The sequence below is a fragment of the Rhizobium brockwellii genome (genome assembly GCF_000769405.2).
Classification (GTDB): Bacteria; Pseudomonadota; Alphaproteobacteria; order Rhizobiales; family Rhizobiaceae; genus Rhizobium; species Rhizobium brockwellii.
In genome coordinates this window covers 3195430-3213455 of the sequence record NZ_CP053439.1, presented here as the reverse complement: position 1 = coordinate 3213455, position 18026 = coordinate 3195430, and the positions used below count along the sequence as shown (strand labels likewise).

Genomic DNA, 18026 nt, shown 5'->3' with positions numbered 1-18026 from the left:
CGGGAACTGACTTTGTCTCAAATCCCGCCGTACAGTCTTCGTCTCAGCCCCGCGTTCCCGGTCTGTCGCCTTGCAGGATTTCGGTGGCGGCGCGTTCGAGAATGCCGGCGATGCGGGCGGCTTCGGGTTTCGACCAAGGATAGCGCATCCGCATGGCCGAGCGCAGCAGCATGCGGGCGGCGCGGATATCACCACCGTCCTGCATGAAGTCGCCGTCATCACCCTCGTCGGCGCTGTGACGGTCCGTTTCGAAGACACGCTTCACATGGGCCATCTTCTCGCCGATGCGTTCCAGCTTGGCGAAGGTCTGCAGGATCATGGCGCGGTTCTCCTCGACGCGGCCGCGGCCGGCCTCGGTGATGCGGTAGAGCTTCTTGGCGCCCTCCACCTCGACCTCGGCAAGGCCGGTTTCCTCGAGATAGGTGAGGGCGGGATAGATGACGCCGGGGCTCGGCACGTAGAAGCCGCCGGATCGCTCCTCCAGCAACTTTATCAATTCATAGCCGTGGCGCGGCTGCTCAGCGAGCAGGGCCAGGATGACGAGCTGGAGATCGCCAGCCGCAAATTTGCGGCCCATGCGGAAATCTCCGCCGAACATTCCGCCCTTAAAACCTCTCATGGTTCTTCCTTTCATCGTTAGATGTATCGTTGAATATGTCTTAAAACATATATCGTAAGATAATTCTTTTCAAGAGGGGGTGAAGTTTTCCGACGTTTCGGGAAATTGATCGATCGATCAGAATTACTTGATTGTGCCACAGATGCTGCAGCGCGATAAACACGGGCATGCTCGCCCGCACCCGAAACTCCCCACCGAACCTCGTCTCCACCGCCGCTGCCGGCGCCGTTGCCATGGCCGCCGCCATGGGCTTCGGGCGCTTCTCCTACACGCCGATCCTGCCGGGCATGATCAGCGGCGTGCCGCTTTCGGCAGCGGATGCAGGCTTCATCGCGTCGGCCAATTTCGTCGGTTATCTCGTCGGCGCCGTGCTTGCAGCCTATGGCTGGGCGGCGGGGCGGGAGCGGCTGGTGGCGCTGTTGTCGCTGCTGGCAACCGCGATCCTGCTTGCCGCCATGGCCGCCACCGATTCCGTCGCCGTCTTTGCCGGCATCCGCTTCCTAGCTGGCATCGCCAGCGCCTTTGCCTTGGTCTTTACCTCGTCGATCGTGCTCAGCCACGGGTCGGCTGCCGGCAACGACCATGTGCAGGCGGCGCACTTCGGCGGGCCGGGGGCGGGCATCGCGCTGTCCTCGGTCATGGTGTTTCTGATCGGCCTCGGCTTTCACGATGGGCCGGGCGGCTGGCGGGCAGACTGGATCGGCGGCGCGCTCTATTGCGCCGTAAGCCTTGTCGTCGTGTTCCTGTTGCTGCCGCCAGCTCCGGCGCAATCGGCGCAGGCAGGCAAGGAGCCGGCGCTGGTATGGAACCGGCCGATGGTGCTGCTGACGCTGTCCTACGGTCTATTCGGCTTCGGCTACGTCATCACCGCGACCTTCCTCGTCACCATCGCCCGCCTTTCGGCAACGGGACCCATCGTCGAATTCCTCTGCTGGTTCATCGCCGGCTTGACAGCCACGGTAGCGCTGTTTGCCTGGAAGCCTCTGGTCAGGCCGCTCGGGCTTGGCGGAGTCTATGTTGCAGCCCTTCTGGTCGAGGCCGCCGGCGTGGTCGCGACCGTGGCGCTGCCGCCTTCTGCCGCACCGCTGATCGGCGGGGCGCTGTTCGGGGCGACGTTCCTGGCGATCACTGCTTACGGGCTGCAGATCGGCCGCAAGCTTTCGCCTGAGAGTCCGCGGCGGATCCTGGCGATGATGACAGCGGCCTTCGGCGTCGGCCAGATCGTTGGGCCTGTTGTTGCCGGCTGGATCGCCGAGCGCAGCGGCAGTTTTACCGTCCCGACGGTGATCGCCGCCGTGGCGCTCGTCGCCTGCGCGGCGCTGGTCATGCCGGTGATCAAGAAAATCTCTTAACCGGTTACATCTCCGTAACAATCGGCCGAACCCATTGCTGCTTCCTTCGAACTGCCTTAGTTTCCGGCACAATCAGTGTTCGATGACACTCCCGAGACTCACAGTTCAGGAAAGCAAAGCCTCCCGTGTTTCATTCCTTTTTTCCGCAGCCAAAGACGTTCTTTACTTCGCTCGTCGTTTGGACCCTGATTTCTATTGCCGGCTGGTATCTCTTCGCCGCCAGCCTCGGTGCATCGCTCGGCTATGCGCCGGTTCCCGAAGAGCAGCAGCCGATCGACCTTTCGTTTTTCCTGCTGCCCGAAAATGTCTGGTTCTACGGCTATTTCCTTCTGTCGGCGGTGATCTTCTGCGGTGCATGGCATCTGAAGGCGCTGAACCACCCCTGGAAGATTTGGTCGATCTGGGGATCGGCACTGATCATCTTCGTGACCTACTTCGGCGTCCAGATCAGCGTTGTGATCAATAACTGGCGCCGGCCGTTTGGTGACCTTCTGCAGAACGCATTGTCGAAGCAGCCCGGCATTTCGGTCGACAATTTCTACAGCCTGATGTGGGTCTTCTGCCAGATCGCGTTCCTCAGCATGTTCGTATCGATCATGACTGACTTCTTCACCAGCCATTACATCTTCCGCTGGCGCACGGCGATGAACAATTTCTACATGTCGAAGTGGGAAAAGCTTCGTCACATCGAAGGTGCCTCACAGCGCGTTCAGGAAGATACGATGCGCTTTTCCAGCACGCTCGAAGGTCTTGGTATCAGCCTCATCAACTCGGTGATGACGCTCGTGGTATTTCTTCCAATCCTTCTGGCGCTGTCGCATTACGTGACCGAGCTGCCGTTCATCGGGCCGGTGGCGAATTCGCTCTTTTGGCTGGCGCTGTTCTGGTCGGCGTTCGGCACGCTTCTGTTGGCGGTCGCCGGCGTCAAGTTGCCGGGGCTGAATTTCCGCAACCAGCGCGTCGAAGCGGCGTATCGCAAGGAGCTCGTCTATGGCGAGGACCATGCGGAACGGGCTGAGCCGCTGACCGTCAGGGAGCTCTTCGGCAACGTTCGCCGGAACTATTACCGCATGTATTTCCACTACATGTATTTCAATGTCGCCCGTTATTTCTATATCCAGGCCGACGCGCTCTTCGTGGTCTTCATGCTGGTGCCGACGATCGTGGCGGGCACGATCACTTACGGTATCTTCCAGCAGATCTCGACCGCCTTCGGACAGGTCAGCAACTCGTTCCAGTATCTCGTCAACTCCTGGACGACGATCATCGAACTGCTTTCGATCCACAAACGCCTCAAGGCCTTCGAGGCGGCAATCGACGACGAACCGCTGCCTGAGATCGACCAGCGCTACCTGGAGCGTGAGACGGGGGTCGTGCACGCCGACGGTTGATCGACGGGGAATCCTGCAGGCAATCGGAAGGTCGCGTTTGGGGCGCCCTCATCCGCCCTATCGGGCACCGACCGGGGTCGAGCCACAGGTCTCGACCCGTCCTTCGCACCCCCGCTGGGTGGGAGGGGAAATCGCAGCGTCGCAACGAATCTCTTCTCCCCAGCGGGGAGAAGATGCCGGCAGGCAGATGAGGGGGCGGCACGGCATGCCGTCTCGTTCAGGGAAATCTGGAGACACCTGCCGTCTCTACAGCATTTCCATAGCCGCCATCAAAGACCTGACGTCTGCAATTTCCCGCGGTCCTCGATCATCGGGATCGCTTCCGAATAGCTGACGCAGGCGACGTCATCCCGGTGGCAGACGTCGCTGACCAGTCGGTCGAGCGCGCGCCAATAGGCGCCGCCGTTCATTTCGACGAAGTGGAAACCGAGCTGTAGCGGGATGCGGGCGCCGGCATATTGCTTGTCGAAAGCCTCCTTGAAGGCGGCATAGGCGCGATCCTCGAATTCCGCGGAATCGGCCGTATCCTCCTCACCCTTGGAATGGCGGACGAAGAGATTGTAGTCCATGCCGATGATCGGCTTCTCGTTCGGGCCTTCGGGGATCAGCGGCAGGCCGAAGCGAATGATGCCGTCTTCCTCGACAGGCATGGCAGGCCCTTTGGTGACGAGGCTCGCGTCATAAGTGAAGCCCGCCTTCTTTTCGGCGACGATCATGTCGGCGCCCGCGGTTGCCGAGAGATAGGGGGCGCGTAAGCCCTTCATGCCGTGATCGACCAGATCCTGCCAGCCGGCCGGCTCCTGCAGGCCGACGCTCTTCCAGGCATTCTCAAGCGTCGCGTGGAAGGTGGCGTATTCGGCCGACCAGTCGGCCTCGCTCCAGAGGCGGCCGTCGAAATGGCCGCAGGCATGGCTCGATATGTCGTGTCCTTCGAGATGGGCGTGCCAGATATTGCCGAGGCGCTCGCGGATCTCGTCGTCGCTCTGGGCGAAGCCCACGTTGGATTTTCCGCGTTTCTGGTGCGGCGCCTGGTAGGCCTTCTTCGCCGCCTCGTTCATCAGGAAGGTGCAGGAGAGAAAATAGGTGAAGTGGGCACCGTTCTTCGCCGCCATCTCGCGACTCTTCAACCAGAGCGCATTGTCGTGGGCACCGTCGAAGGAAATGATGACGAGCTGTTTCGGCCGGTCGGCCGCCTCGGCAAACGCCGGGATGAGGAGCGAAACAGAAAGGCAGGTGGAGAGGAGAAGACGGGACATAGACACCGCGACAATTTGTTCGGGGTTTCCTCCAATAGAATTGCGGCGAAGCTGCGGTCTCGCTGGCATTTTTTCACGCCAGGCTCTAAGCCATGACAAACGGTACGGAAGGGATCCACAATGACATTGCTTATCGTCGGCATCATACTTTTCCTCGGGGTGCATCTGGTGCGAGTGGTGTCGCCGGACTTTCGCCGTTCGATGATCGCAAGCCTCGGCGAGAAGGGCTGGCGGGCGGCCTATTCGATTGCCAGCATCGCCACGCTGATCCTTTTGATCTACGGCTTCGGGCAGGCGCGTGATGTGACCGGCGTGCTTTACAATCCGCCGGTCTGGATGGCGCATATAACAATCACGCTGATGCTGATCGCGATGATCTGTTTCGTCGCCTCGCTGCTGCCGGCGGGGCATATCGCGACCAAGACCAAACATCCGATGGTGCTGTCGGTGAAGATCTGGGCGCTGGCGCACCTGCTTGCCAATGGCGAGACGTCGTCGGTTCTGCTGTTTGCCGCCTTTCTCGCCTGGGGCGTCATCCTGCGCATTTCCTTGAAACGGCGGCAGCGGGCGGGCGAGATCACGCTCCGGCCGTTCGTCTCGGCCAAATACGACCTCTATGCCATCATCATCGGGATCGTCGTCTGGGCGCTGATCATCTGGAGGGTGCACGAATGGTTGATCGGCGTTTCTCCGCTCGTCATCTGACCTGCGCATAACCCCAAATATCGATTCCGATTTTTGGAAAGGATTATGCGCGGATTCAAAGTGTTAGAGCGTCCTTAGCGCGCCCTGTTGGACGCGCGGCGCTCTAATCTTTCACATCCCCCTTACAACGGCGGCAAAATGGAGTAGAAGGCCCGACAATATGCGTTTTGCATGGTGTATGGGTATTTCCGCGGCCGGAGACGAGAATGGCATTCAACGACGACAGCTTCATCCGTGAAGTCAATGAGGAATTGCGATCCGACCAGATGAAGGGCGTCTGGCGCCGGTTCGGCCGCTATATCATCGTCGTCGCCATTCTGATCGTCGCCGGCACAGCCGGCAAGGTTCTCTATGACTATTGGGACGACAACCGTTCCTCCGGCACCGGCGACCAGTTTCTGGCGGCGATGAAGCTTGCCGACGAAAACAAGAACGACGAGGCTCTGGCCGCGCTCGACAAGCTCGAGAAGGAAGGTCATGGCGCCTATCCGGTGTTGGCGCGGATGCGGGCCGCGACCGTCCAGGTGCAGAAGGGCGATACCGCCGCGGCGATCGCCGCCTTCAACGAAATCGGCAAGGACAATGCCGTTCCGGCCGCCGTGCGTGATGCCGCCAAGATGCGTGCCGGCTGGCTGCTGATCGAGAACGGCTCTTACGAACAGGTTTCGGCCGCGATCGAGGAAATGGCCGTTCCGGGCAACGCCTTCCGTCATTCGGCGCGCGAGGCACTCGGCCTTGCCGCTTACAAAGCCGGCAACATGGCGCAGGCGCGGCAGTGGTTCCAGTCGATCGTCGACGATACCGACAGCCCACGCAATGTTGCCAATCGCGCCCATATGATGCTTGATCTGATTACCGCATCCGGCAAGGCGCCCGCCGCTCAGGGCTGATCGCGTTAAGGACAAGATATGAGTTTCACGGTCGCCATCGTCGGTCGTCCGAATGTCGGCAAGTCGACACTTTTCAACCGGCTGGTCGGCAAGAAGCTGGCGCTTGTCGATGACACGCCGGGTGTTACCCGCGACCGCCGGCCGGGCGATGCGCGGCTGCTGGGGCTGACCTTCACGATCATCGACACGGCTGGTCTGGAAGAGGCCGACGCGGAAAGCCTGCAGGGCCGGATGCGGGCACAGACCGAAGCGGCGATCGACGAGGCGGATCTTTCGCTTTTCGTCGTCGACGCCAAGAGCGGATTGACGCCCGTCGATACCGACCTTGCCGAAATGCTGCGCCGTCGCGGCAAGCCGGTGGTGCTCGTCGCCAACAAATCCGAAGCGCGGGGCTCCGACAGCGGCTTCTATGACGCCTATACGCTCGGGCTCGGCGAGCCGACGCCGATTTCGGCCGAACATGGGCAGGGTATGCTCGACTTGCGCGATGCGATCGTTGCGGCAATCGGCGAGGACCGAGCCTATCCCGCCAAGGAGGATGTCGCCGTTACCGATGTCGAAATTCCACAGACGGAAGGCGAGGACAGCGACGCGGACGAAGAGCCGGCCTATGACGAGACGAAGCCGCTCAGGGTGGCGATCGTCGGCCGGCCGAATGCCGGAAAATCGACGCTGATCAACCGCTTCCTCGGCGAGGACCGGCTTTTGACCGGGCCGGAGGCAGGCATCACCCGCGACTCCATCTCGGTCGAATGGGACTGGCGCGGCCGCACCATCAAGATGTTCGATACCGCAGGCATGCGCCGCAAGGCGCGGGTGATCGAGAAGCTGGAGAAGCTTTCGGTTGCCGATGCGCTGCGCGCCATCCGCTTCGCCGAAACCGTCGTCATCGTCTTCGATGCGACGATCCCCTTCGAGAAGCAGGACCTGCAGATCGTCGACCTCGTGCTGCGAGAGGGCCGTGCCGCTGTGCTCGCCTTCAACAAGTGGGACATGATCGAGGACCGGCAGGCGGTGCTTGCGGATCTGCGCGAAAAGACCGACCGGCTGCTGCCGCAGGCGCGCGGCATCCGCGCCGTGCCGATCTCCGGCCAGACCGGCTGGGGACTGGACAAGCTGATGCAGTCGATCATCGACACGGACAGGGTGTGGAACAAACGCATCTCGACGGCGCGGCTCAACCGCTGGCTGGAGACGCAGCAGATTCAGCATCCGCCTCCGGCCGTTTCCGGCCGCCGCATCAAGCTGAAATACATGACTCAGGTAAAGGCCCGCCCGCCGGCCTTCATGATCTCCTGTACCCGCTCGGATGCGCTACCGGAATCCTATACACGCTATCTGATCAACGGGTTGCGCGCCGATTTCGACATGCCGAGCGTGCCGATCCGCATCCATTTCCGCTCGCCTGAAAATCCGTTCGAGGGCAAGAAGAGGCGGACGTAGCTGGGAGCTCACGCTGATTGGTGGGTCATAGCGCGGGCGTCGTGGGTATCATAGGTAGTGTGATAGCTATCCGGCAATCTAAGCCACGCTTTTGTTCAGCGCTTCACGCAGCGCGACGATCTCGGCCTGGAAGCGGGAGAGGTCCACTGCATCGCGACCGCTGGCAGCGGCGATGCAACCCGGGATGCCGATCGCCTTTTCCTTCAGGCGAATGCCTTCTTCGCTCAAGCGGATGACGACGACGCGTTCATCCTTCCGGCTGCGTTCGCGTCTGACATAACCTGCGGTTTCAAGGCGTTTGAGCAGCGGGGTCAGCGTGCTCGATTCCAGGAAGAGCTTTTCACCCAAGCCGCCGACGGTCTGGCCGTCCTGATCCCAGAGCGAAACCATCGCCAGATATTGCGGATAGGTGAGGCCGAGCGTGTCGAGCAGCGGTTTGTAGACACGATTCAGTGCGTGGCTTGCCGTATAGACGGCGAAGCAGATGAAATTGTCGAGCTTCAGTTGATCCTGCATGGGATATCTCCAAAACCGGTAAGTATATATCGCGCGATAAATAATCGTAGGCGCTTTTTGCGCATGGCAGCTATGCGGAAATTTAAATTGCGCAATAAAAAATCGTGCACGATATGAAATCGTGTTCACGACGAACATCGAAACCGAGAGGACAAGACAATGTCGACCATCAAGACCGCAGTTTCCGCAGCAGCACTGCTCGCAGCCTCCGCCGTTGGCGCGCTTGCCGATCCGGTACTCGAACCGACAACGCAGAAATTCATCGACGGGCTTGCCGGCGGCAAGCCGATCTACACGCTGTCGCCGGCCGATGCCCGTAATGTCCTGGCCGGCGCGCAGAAGGGCGATATGAAGAAGCTTGCCGCCAAGGAAGAGGACAGGGTCATCAAGGCTGGCCCGACAGGCAGCATCAGGCTGCGCGTTGTCCGCCCGGAACATGCCAAGGGCACGCTGCCGGTCATTCTCTATTTCCACGGCGGCGGCTGGGTGCTGGGCGATGCGGATACGCATGACCGGCTTGTGCGCCAGATCGCCAACGGCGCCGATGCCGCCGTCGTCTTCGTCGAGTACGAGCGCTCGCCGGAAGCCCGCTATCCCGTTGCCATCGAGCAGGCTTATGCCGCGACCAAATATGTCGCCGAGCATGCCAACGAGTTCAAGGTCGACGCCTCCAGGCTCGCGGTCGCAGGCGATAGCGTCGGCGGCAACATGGCGGCGGTGGTGACGCTGCTTGCCAAGGAACGCGGCGGTCCTGCCATCGATCAGCAGGTGCTGTTCTACCCCGTCACCGACGCCAATTTCGACAATGGTTCCTACAACCAGTTCGCCGATGGCCCGTGGCTGACGAAGGAAGCGATGAAGTGGTTCTGGAACGCCTATCTGCCTGATGAAGCCAAGCGCAAGGAGCCGACTGCCTCACCGCTGCAGGCGTCGCTGGAGCAGTTGAACGGCCTGCCGCCGGCGCTCGTCATCGTTGACGAAAACGACGTGCTGCGCGACGAGGGTGAGGCCTATGCCCGCAAGCTCAGCCAGGCCGGCGTCAAGGTCACGTCGATGCGATACAATGGCACGATCCACGATTTCGTGCTCCTGAACGCAATTGCCGAAACGCCTGCCGCGCGCAGCGCGATTGCGGTCGCGAACGACACGCTTCGCAGCGCGCTTCACAAGTAAAACCAATCAGTCTACGGACGGAAGAGGCCCGGCGGTTTCGCCGGGCTTTCTGCTTCTCGGAAGCGACTTGGCATACTGCCAGGCCTTACGCCATTTTGGCGTGATGACGCCATTGGCGGCGCGGATATTGTTGATGAACTGCAGTGTCGCGGCTTCCCAGGAATATTGCATGGCGAGTTCACGCGCCTTGCTGCGCGAGGCGGAGAGGGCGGCAAGGCAGGCGGCTTGCAGATTGGCGTCGAGCGCCCCGACGTCGCTGTCCTCGCCGATGATATCGAGCGGGCCGGTGACCGGGTAGGCTGCGACGGGCACGCCCGATGCCAGCGCTTCGAGGATGGTGTTGCCGAAGGTGTCGGTGAGCGAGGGAAAGACGAAGACGTCGGCCTGGGCATAGGTTTTCGCCAGATCCTCGCCGAACTGCACACCGGCGAAGAAGACGTCGGGATATTGCTTTTCAAGGTCGACGCGGGCCGGACCATCGCCAACGACGACCTTGGAACCCGGGAGGTCGAGATCGAGGAAGGCCGGCAGGTTCTTTTCCAGCGCCACGCGGCCGACGGTCATGAAGATCGGACGCGGCAGGCCGAACGGGTTTTCCTCGAGCGCCATCGGATGGAACTGCGTGGCGTCGATGCCGCGGCTCCAGGGCATGAGGTTGCGGATGCCCTTTTCCGACAGTTCGCGGGCAAGGCTCGGTGTCGCCACCATGCAGCCGGCGCCGCCATTGTGGAACCAGCGGACGAAGGAATAGAGCCAACTCTTCGGTATCGGCAGGCGCGCGGAGACGTATTCGGGAAAGCGGGTGTGGTAGCTCGTCGAAAACGGCATGCGGTTCTTCAGGCACCAGCGGCGGGCGGTCAGCCCCAGCGGACCTTCGGTGGCAATATGCACGTAGGAGGGATTGTACTTTTCGATCTCGCGGGCGATGCGGCGGTAATTGGCGATCGACAGGCGGATCTCGGGATAGGTCGGGCAGGGGATGCTGTTGAAGCGCTCGGGCGTCACCATCGAAACCTCGACGCCCATCTTCGCCAGTTCGCGATTGGTGTTCTCGATCGAGCGCACGACGCCGTTGACTTGAGGATGCCAGGCATCGGTGACGATCACCAGCCTCTCAGGCAGGTTTCCGGCGGCTGCGGCATTGACCCAGCTCTCGCCGCTATAAGTGTTTGCCGGACGTTGCAGCATGTCACGATTTCCATCCGCGTCGCAGTGATATGCCAACGCTCGACCCCAAAGCGGGGTTCCGGAACGGCGATTCCCGCTTGCCTATTTTGAGGCATGACCATGATGGAAATATTACAGCCCATATCGCAATGTTTGCAGGGCTTTCGCCTGTCCGGTCGCGCCGATTGTGTCGGTGCCCGGTGGCGGCTTTTCACGCTGGAAAAGAAAAGGTCACGGCGCCGGTCCAGGGACCGGCGCCGTTCGGGAGTCTATGCGGCAGCAGAAGCCGAGCTTGCGGTCGGAACTTCCGAGATCGTCTTCAGAACCTGCGAAGCGATCTGGTAGGGGTCGCCCTGCGAGTTCGGGCGGCGATCTTCCAGATAGCCCTTGTAGTCGTTCTTAATGAAGGAGTGCGGCACGCGGATCGAAGCACCACGGTCGGCAACGCCGTAGGAGAACTTGTTCCACGGAGCAGTCTCGTGCTTGCCGGTCAGGCGCTTGTCGTTATCGGGGCCGTAGACCGCGATGTGGTCCATCAGGTTCTTGTCGAACTGCGCCATCAGCGCTTCGAAATAGTCCTTGCCGCCAACTTCGCGCAGGAACTTGGTCGAGAAGTTGCAATGCATGCCCGAGCCGTTCCAGTCGGTGTCGCCGAGCGGCTTGCAATGATACTCGATGTCGATACCGTACTTTTCGGTCAGGCGCTGCAGGAGGTAGCGTGCCATCCAGATCTGGTCGGCGGCCTTCTTGGAGCCCTTGCCGAAAATCTGGAATTCCCACTGACCCTTGGCCACTTCGGCATTGATGCCTTCGTGGTTGATGCCGGCAGCGAGGCAGAGGTCGAGGTGCTCTTCGACGATTTCGCGGGCGACATCGCCGACGTTCGAGTAGCCGACGCCGGTGTAATAAGGACCCTGCGGAGCCGGGTAGCCCTGCTCGGGGAAGCCGAGCGGACGGCCGTTCTGGTAGAAGAAATACTCCTGCTCAAAGCCGAACCAGGCATCTTCGTCGTCGAGGATGGTGGCGCGGGCATTCGATGCGTGCGGCGTGACACCGTCAGGCATCATGACTTCGCACATGACGAGAGCGCCGTTGGTGCGGGCCGGATCGGGATAAATGGCGACGGGCTTCAGCACGCAGTCAGAGCTGCGGCCCTCGGCCTGCATGGTCGACGAACCGTCGAAACCCCACAGCGGAAGCTGTTCCAGCGTCGGGAATTCATCGAATTCCTTGATCTGCGTCTTGCCACGCAGGTTCGGTACCGGTGTGTACCCATCGAGCCAAATGTACTCGAGCTTAAATTTTGTCATCGCGACTCTCTCAGTGCTACAAAGGTGAGCAAATCCGGAGGCGATCTCGGCGCGCGTGCGCGTCCGACCGCCAGGGGATGACGAATTCAAAGCATGTAGCGTGCCAGTTTGGCGCTGCGCGAAATAAAAATCGCGAATCAGCGGCCGGCTGGGCTTTTCGCACTTTCGCAAAATCGGGCTGTTTCGACGGGCAAAAGCCGTATCGGCCTACGGAATACGCTTTTTCTGCTCCGGAACCGGATGAAAATTGCAGCGTTAGGCTGAAATGATGAAGTGTTAAACAAATTAGCGGAAGCTTTTGCTCGAGACAGCATGCCGACCGGCTACAATTGCAACATTGCTCTTATTTTGTGCAATTTGCATAAACTATGTGCATTGTGCTATGTAGATGGTCCTGAAATGTTGATGCGCCGAACTGAATGGAGGCGATCTCATGCCCACCGGTTTCCACCGTGAATCCGCAACGATCTACCAGTTTCCCGTTAAGGCGATACGAAACGCCAACCGGTTCGAACGCGCCCGCCTGATGGAGCGCGAGGCAGCCGAAGTCTGCGATGCAGCGCTCGACAGCTGCTGGTACCATGACGAGGCAGTTCGCGAGTCCGATCGGCCGACGAAGTCCTGATTTTTCTGTCGTATAACCCTGAAATCGGAATCGATTTCAGGGGGATCAGCGGAGAAACGATGCCGAGACGGCGGGACGCGCCTGCGCACGGCGTTCGTACTGCGTCAGCATGTGCGGCTAGCCGCCATCCAATCCAAGCTTCTCTTTCACGACCAATGCCCCATGTTCGCTGACGACGCGGGCAGCGACCTTTGCTGCGAAGCGGGCGGCGGCAGGCGCATCGCCAGCTTCGAGATATCGTGAGAGAAAAGCGCCGTTGAAGCTGTCGCCGGCGCTGGTCGTGTCGACCACCTTCTCCACCTTTTCGGCCGGAACGAAGGTTTGCTCGCCGGCAAAATTCAGCGTGACACCGTCAGCACCGTTCTTGACGACGATATCGACGGCGCCCAGTGCGCGATAGCGGTGGATCGTCGCCTCAATGGAATCATCGCCGAAATGAGCAGCCTCGTCATCGAAGCTCGGCATGACGAGCACGGAGGAGCGGGCGCCTTCGCTGATCGTCGTGTGCATCACGTCGTAGCTCGACCAGAGGCGGGGGCGGATGTTCGGATCGAAGACGACGAGCTTACCGGCGGCCTTGGCGCGACGGACTTCGGCAAGCAGCGTCTCGGCATCCTCATGCGGCAGGATGGCAAGCGTGATGCCGGAGAAATAGACGACTTCAGCGCTTTCCACTGCCTCGCGCAGGCGGTCGGGATCGGCCGCCAGGCTGCGGGCGGCCGAGCTGTCGCGCCAATAGCTGAAGGAGCGCTCGCCATTCTTCAGGTTGATCATATAGAGGCCAGGCGTCCTGCCCTTGATGCGGCGGATGAGGCCGGTGCCGATGCCTGATGTGTTGATGAAGGCCAGCATCTCGTCCGACATGGCGTCGTCACCGAGGGCGGTGAAATAATCGACCGACCAGTCGGCGGCAAGGCAGGCGCGGGCATACCAGGCGGTGTTGAAGGTATCGCCGGCGAAGCCTTTGCGCAGCAGGCCGTCGCCTGCCTGCGAGAGTTCCACCATGCATTCACCGATCGATAGAAACCGTCTGCTCACCTCGTCCTCCCGGCATTAGAGCGCTATGGATCCAACAGGACGCTCTATCACTTTGAATTGGCGGATTATCCGCAGGTCTTCATTCGCTGATACGCGGAGCCGGGCGGAGTGACAAGCGTCGATATCACGGGAGATGAAAGCCCACCTTCGCGGACGAGACGAAGGCGGGCTTTAAGAAGGACGCCTATTCGTTAATGGTGTAGCTGCCCATCGCGCAAAGATCCTGGCTATCTTCGGTGGTTGCGAGGTTTGATCCTTCCTCGAATTCGAAGCGCATGTCGTATTTGCAGACGGTGCGGCCATCGGCGATGGTAATGTCCATGGTTTCGCCCGGATCGAGAACGTTCTCGCCGAACACGTCTTCTTCCCACTCGTCGACGCCGGTCGGCGAGCTGTAGAAGCGCGTCAGCACGGAGTTCGTTCCGTTGGTGAGCTTGAACGTCAGATCTTCGGCATGCACTGAAACAGCGGAGGCGGCGATCACCGCGGCGACAATTGCAATCAAACCTGATATTTTCGATTTCATATATGCGTTCCCCTGGCTTGCGATTAGGCCGAAATGGGATAGCACATGCTTATAAAAGCTATCTTATCAGGGGTTTTGGACCCAAAAATAGTCCGTTTCGTCCCGATATGGCTGGCGTATCAGGCTGGCGAAGGCCGCCTGCGCGGCCTTCGTTCCGTTCATGGCTTGTCCATGTGATAACAGGCGGCCTTCTGGCCGGGGCGGACCTCCTCGGTCGGCGGCATCTCGGTGCGACAGATGTCGGTCGCCTTCCAGCAGCGCGGCGAGAAGACGCAGCCCTTCGGCGGATTGAGCGGCGAGGGCGGGTCGCCCTGCAGGCGGATGCGCGTGCGCAGGCGCGCAAGCTTCGGATCGGGGATCGGTGCGGCCGAAAACAGCGCCTGCGTATAGGGATGGGCCGGATGATCGAAGACGGTGGCACAGTCGCCTGCTTCCACCACCCTGCCGAGATAGAGCACCAGCACATCGTCCGAGATCAGGCGCACGACGGAGAGGTCGTGGCTGATGAAGATCAACGTCAGGCCGAACTCCTTGCGCAGCTTGCGCAGAAGCGTGATCACCTGACCCTGGATCGAGACGTCGAGAGCCGAAACCGGCTCGTCGCAGATGATGAGCTTCGGTTTGGTGACCACTGCCCGGGCGATGCCGATGCGCTGCGCCTGCCCGCCGGAGAATTCGTGCGGATAGCGGTTGATCATCTCCGGCACCAGGCCGACGGCGGTCATGATCTCACGGACGCGTTCGGTGCGCTCGGCCCTCGAGAGCTTCCGCTCGAAGACGGTGAGCGGTTCGGCGATGATGTCGCCAACCGTCATGCGCGGGTCGAGCGAGGCGATCGGATCCTGGAAGATGATCTGCATGTCGCGGCGGGCGGCGCGCATTTCCTCGTCCGTGAGGTCGAGCAGGTTGCGACCCTGCCAGAGGATGCGGCCCTTCTGCGATTTCAAGAGCCGTAGGATGGAGCGGCCGAGCGTCGACTTGCCGCAGCCGGATTCGCCGACGATGCCGAGCGTGCGGCCTTCGCTGAGGTCGAAGCTGACATTGTTGACGGCGGTGAGGAAGACCGGCGGCTTGAAGAGGCCTTTCGCCGGCAGTTCGAACTGGGTCGTCAGGTTCTCGACCCTCAGAAGCGATCGATCAGCCATGGTTCAGCAACTCCTCACGGCGCGGGAAAGGGTGGTAGCAGGCGGCGCAGTGGTGCGGCGCCAGCGTTTCGAGCAATGGCGGACGGTCGATGCAATCGTCCTGGGCCTGCGAACAGCGCGGTGAGAAATTGCAGCCCTTCGGCAGGTGCTGCAGGTTCGGCGGACGCCCGGGGATGACGACGAGGTCATCGACATCCTGGTCCGGCCGCGGGATCGAGGCATGCAGTGCTGCGGTATAGGGATGTGCCGGGTTGTCGAAGAGCTCGTCGACGGGCGCCTCCTCGACTATGCGGCCGGCATACATGACTGCGACGCGGTCGGCGAGGCCGGCAACGACGCCGAGATCGTGGGTGATCATGACGAGCGCCGTGTTCATCTCCGCCGTCAGGTCGTTGAAGAGATCGAGAATCTGCGCCTGGATAGTAACGTCGAGTGCCGTCGTCGGTTCGTCGGCGATCAGAAGCTTCGGCCGGGTGAGCAGCGCCATGGCGATGACGATGCGCTGTCGCATGCCGCCGGAGAGCTCATGCGGGTAGAGGTGGAAGCGTCGTGTCGGGTCGGGGATGCCGACGCGTTTCAGCATATCGAGTGCGGCGGCGGAGGCGGCGCGCGCCGTCAGGCCGCCGTGAACCTCGAGCTGCTCCGTCAACTGCCGGGAGATCTTCAGCGTTGGATTGAGGGCCGTCATCGGGTCTTGGAAGACCATCGCCATATCTTTGCCGCGGATCTGGTCGAGCTCGCGCGGTTTCAGCGCCAGCACGTCCTTGCCTTCGAGCAGCGCCTGTCCCGTGGTTTTGCCGTTCTTGGCGAGCAGGCCCATGATGCCGAGGAAGGTCTGACTCTTGCCGGAGCCGGATTCGCCGACGATGGCGATGCGCTCGCCGCGCTTGACCGTCAGGTTCATGTTCGAGACCGCCTTCACCTCACCATCAGGCGTCTTGAAGGTGATCGAGTAGTCTTTGAGTTCGAGGAGGGTATCCGTCATTTAACGATCCTTCGGGTCGAACGCGTCGCGCAGGCCGTCGCCGATGAATAGCAGGCTGAGCAGCAGGGCCACGAGGAAGCTTGCCGGGAAGACCAGCAGCCAAGGCATGCTTTCCATGGCGTCGGTCCCCTCGGCGATCAGCGTGCCGAGCGAGGTCAGCGGTTCCTGCACGCCGAAGCCGAGATAGGAAAGGAAGCTTTCGGTGGCGATGATTTCAGGCACCGTCAATGCTGCGAAGATGACCACGGGTCCGACGAGGTTCGGGATGATGTGCTTGATGATGATCTTGAATGGCCGCTGCCCGGAGGCGCGGGCCGCCTCGATGAATTCGCGGTGCTTGATCGACAGCGTCTGGCCGCGCACGATGCGGGCCATCGTCAGCCATTCCAGCGCGCCGATGGCGGCAAACAGCAGATAGACGTTGCGGCCGAAGATCACCATCAGCAGGATGACGAAGAGGATATAGGGAAGCGCATACATGATATCGACGAAGCGCATCATGATTGCATCGAGCCTGCCGCCGATATAGCCCGAGACGGCGCCGTAGAGCACGCCGATGAAGACTGAGACGACGGTCGCCGTCAGCGCTACGGCGAGCGAGACGCGGGTGCCGTAAAGGACGCGGGCGAGAAGGTCGCGGCCGTTCGGGTCGGTGCCGAAATAGTGGCCGGTTTCGATCGAGGGCGGTATGCGGAAGGCCGCCCAATCAGGATCTTCATAATTGAAGGGAATGAACCAGGGGCCGATGAAGGCTACGAGGATTAACAGCGTCAGGACGACGATCGACAGGACCGCGGCCTTGTTGCGCCCGAGGCGGCGCAAGGCATCCTTGGTGAGCGAGCGGCTTTCGGGCGCAAGGCCCTCCGCCTCCAGCAGCTCCTGGGCGAGCAGCTCGCGTTTTGCGGGGTTGAGGATCATCTGTTTCTCACTTTCGGATCGAGCCACGCATAGGCGATATCGACGAGAAGGTTCAGGAACACGATCAGCACCATGTAGAAGATGACCGTGCCGAGAACCATGCCGTAATCGCGGTTCAGCGCTGCGTTGACGAAATAGCGGCCGATGCCGGGCAATCCGAAGATGCTCTCGACAACCAGCGAGCCGGTGAGAAGGTAACTTGCAGCCGGTCCGAGATAGGAGACGACAGGCATCAGCGCAGGTTTCAGCGCGTGGCGCATGACCGTCAGGCGGGGGCCGATGCCTTTGGCCTTGGCGGTGCGAATGAAGTTCTGATTCATCACCTCGATCATCGAGCCGCGCGTGATGCGCGAGATACGGCCGGCATGCGGCAGCGCCAGAACGACGATCGGCAGGATGAGGTATTTGATCGAGCCGTCACCCCAGCCGCCGACCGGAAACCACGCGAGATGGATGCCGAAGACGAGCTGCAGGATGGGCGCAATCAAGAAGTTCGGTAGCACGACGCCCACCAGAATGAGCGCGCCCAGAATATAATCCGGTGCCTTGTTCTGATAGAGTGCCCCGAGACAGCCGACGGCCACGCCGGCAATGATGGCAATCAGGAAGGCAGCCGTACCGATGGTAAAGGTATAGGGCAGACCGATCATGATCTGCTGGGCGACGGTGAAATCTTCGCTGGCGAAGGAGGGGCCGAGATCGCCCCGGAGCAGGTCACCGACATAGATCAGGTACTGCTGGATGAGCGGCTTGTCTAGATTATAGTGGGCCGCAAGGTTCTTCAGGATCACCGGCGGCAATGGCCTTTCGCCATCGAAAGGGCCGCCGGGGGCAAGGCGCAAAACAAAAAACGAGGCTGTCACGGCGATCCACATGACGGGGATCGTCGACAGCAGGCGACGGAGTGCGTATTTGATCATGATCGTGGGCCGGTCCTTACCGCAGTGCGCGGAAAGGACCGTTTTCC

Annotated in this window: 18 protein-coding genes; 7 read left to right on the top strand and 11 right to left on the bottom strand. The window is 61.0% G+C overall.

Features of this window, described 5'->3' with window-relative positions:
- Positions 1-43 precede the first annotated feature (43 nt).
- Positions 44-619, bottom strand: a complete 576-nt coding sequence (locus tag RLCC275e_RS16035) for a PadR family transcriptional regulator (RefSeq protein ID WP_003561481.1) — start codon at positions 617-619, stop codon at positions 44-46.
- Positions 620-786: 167 nt separating this feature from the next.
- Here RLCC275e_RS16035 and RLCC275e_RS16030 point away from each other — a divergent pair, with 167 nt between their 5' ends.
- Together RLCC275e_RS16030 and sbmA are read left to right on the top strand one after the other, a co-directional pair.
- Entirely contained in the window at positions 787-1971 is a 1185-nt protein-coding gene (locus RLCC275e_RS16030; RefSeq protein ID WP_033180115.1) for a YbfB/YjiJ family MFS transporter, read from the top strand.
- Between the two features lie 125 nt (positions 1972-2096).
- Positions 2097-3362 carry a peptide antibiotic transporter SbmA gene (sbmA, locus tag RLCC275e_RS16025; RefSeq protein ID WP_033180116.1) on the top strand — a complete coding sequence of 422 codons (1266 nt, stop codon included), beginning with the start codon at positions 2097-2099 and terminating at the stop codon, positions 3360-3362.
- 269 nt (positions 3363-3631) lie between these two features.
- Here sbmA and RLCC275e_RS16020 read toward each other — a convergent pair whose 3' ends face one another.
- Positions 3632-4618, bottom strand: coding sequence for a polysaccharide deacetylase family protein (locus tag RLCC275e_RS16020; RefSeq protein ID WP_033180117.1), 987 nt, complete (start codon positions 4616-4618; stop codon positions 3632-3634).
- A 120-nt stretch (positions 4619-4738) separates the two neighbouring features.
- Here RLCC275e_RS16020 and RLCC275e_RS16015 point away from each other — a divergent pair, with 120 nt between their 5' ends.
- The 3 genes from RLCC275e_RS16015 (at position 4739) to der (ending at position 7656) form a co-directional block, all read left to right on the top strand.
- The gene (locus tag RLCC275e_RS16015; protein WP_033180118.1) at positions 4739-5323 is read left to right on the top strand and encodes an NnrU family protein; all 585 of its coding nucleotides are present in this window, start codon (positions 4739-4741) and stop codon (positions 5321-5323) included.
- A gap of 206 nt (positions 5324-5529) precedes the next feature.
- Positions 5530-6213: a tetratricopeptide repeat protein gene (locus RLCC275e_RS16010; RefSeq protein ID WP_033180119.1), complete on the top strand. Its 684-nt coding sequence runs from the start codon at positions 5530-5532 to the stop codon at positions 6211-6213.
- An 18-nt stretch (positions 6214-6231) separates the two neighbouring features.
- Entirely contained in the window at positions 6232-7656 is a 1425-nt protein-coding gene (gene der / locus RLCC275e_RS16005) for a ribosome biogenesis GTPase Der (protein ID WP_033180120.1), read from the top strand.
- A 78-nt stretch (positions 7657-7734) separates the two neighbouring features.
- Here der and RLCC275e_RS16000 read toward each other — a convergent pair whose 3' ends face one another.
- Positions 7735-8172, bottom strand: a complete 438-nt coding sequence (locus RLCC275e_RS16000; protein ID WP_033180121.1) for a MarR family winged helix-turn-helix transcriptional regulator — start codon at positions 8170-8172, stop codon at positions 7735-7737.
- Between the two features lie 159 nt (positions 8173-8331).
- On the opposite strand from RLCC275e_RS16000, the gene RLCC275e_RS15995 reads away from it, so the two are divergent.
- A complete protein-coding gene (locus tag RLCC275e_RS15995; RefSeq protein WP_033180122.1) occupies positions 8332-9345 on the top strand; it encodes an alpha/beta hydrolase in 1014 nt (337 codons plus the stop codon).
- 6 nt (positions 9346-9351) lie between these two features.
- Here the strand turns inward: RLCC275e_RS15995 and RLCC275e_RS15990 are convergent, their stop codons facing one another.
- Together RLCC275e_RS15990 and RLCC275e_RS15985 are read right to left on the bottom strand one after the other, a co-directional pair.
- Positions 9352-10533 carry a glycosyltransferase family 4 protein gene (locus RLCC275e_RS15990; protein ID WP_033180123.1) on the bottom strand — a complete coding sequence of 394 codons (1182 nt, stop codon included), beginning with the start codon at positions 10531-10533 and terminating at the stop codon, positions 9352-9354.
- A 248-nt stretch (positions 10534-10781) separates the two neighbouring features.
- Positions 10782-11822 carry a glutamine synthetase beta-grasp domain-containing protein gene (locus RLCC275e_RS15985; RefSeq protein ID WP_033180124.1) on the bottom strand — a complete coding sequence of 347 codons (1041 nt, stop codon included), beginning with the start codon at positions 11820-11822 and terminating at the stop codon, positions 10782-10784.
- Between the two features lie 433 nt (positions 11823-12255).
- Between RLCC275e_RS15985 and gstI the strand changes: the two genes are divergently transcribed.
- Positions 12256-12447, top strand: coding sequence for a glutamine synthetase translation inhibitor GstI (gene gstI, locus RLCC275e_RS15980; protein WP_018073894.1), 192 nt, complete (start codon positions 12256-12258; stop codon positions 12445-12447).
- Between the two features lie 117 nt (positions 12448-12564).
- On the opposite strand, the gene RLCC275e_RS15975 is transcribed toward gstI, so the two are convergent.
- The 6 genes from RLCC275e_RS15975 to RLCC275e_RS15950 all read right to left on the bottom strand — a co-directional run bounded on the left by RLCC275e_RS15975 (position 12565) and on the right by RLCC275e_RS15950 (position 17979).
- Positions 12565-13485 carry a sugar kinase gene (locus RLCC275e_RS15975; RefSeq protein ID WP_033180125.1) on the bottom strand — a complete coding sequence of 307 codons (921 nt, stop codon included), beginning with the start codon at positions 13483-13485 and terminating at the stop codon, positions 12565-12567.
- Positions 13486-13669: 184 nt separating this feature from the next.
- Complete coding sequence (locus tag RLCC275e_RS15970; RefSeq protein ID WP_033180126.1) at positions 13670-14011, bottom strand: hypothetical protein; 342 nt, start codon at positions 14009-14011, stop codon at positions 13670-13672.
- A 158-nt stretch (positions 14012-14169) separates the two neighbouring features.
- On the bottom strand, positions 14170-15156 hold the full coding sequence (locus tag RLCC275e_RS15965) for an ABC transporter ATP-binding protein (protein ID WP_033180127.1): 987 nt from the start codon (positions 15154-15156) through the stop codon (positions 14170-14172).
- Entirely contained in the window at positions 15149-16141 is a 993-nt protein-coding gene (locus RLCC275e_RS15960; protein WP_003561451.1) for an ABC transporter ATP-binding protein, read from the bottom strand. Before RLCC275e_RS15960 ends, RLCC275e_RS15965 begins: the two co-directional genes overlap by 8 nt.
- Positions 16142-17059, bottom strand: a complete 918-nt coding sequence (locus RLCC275e_RS15955) for an ABC transporter permease (RefSeq protein ID WP_003561446.1) — start codon at positions 17057-17059, stop codon at positions 16142-16144.
- Positions 17056-17979 (bottom strand): ABC transporter permease subunit, encoded by a 924-nt coding sequence (locus RLCC275e_RS15950; RefSeq protein WP_033180129.1) that lies wholly within the window; start codon positions 17977-17979, stop codon positions 17056-17058. Before RLCC275e_RS15950 ends, RLCC275e_RS15955 begins: the two co-directional genes overlap by 4 nt.
- Positions 17980-18026 lie beyond the last annotated feature (47 nt).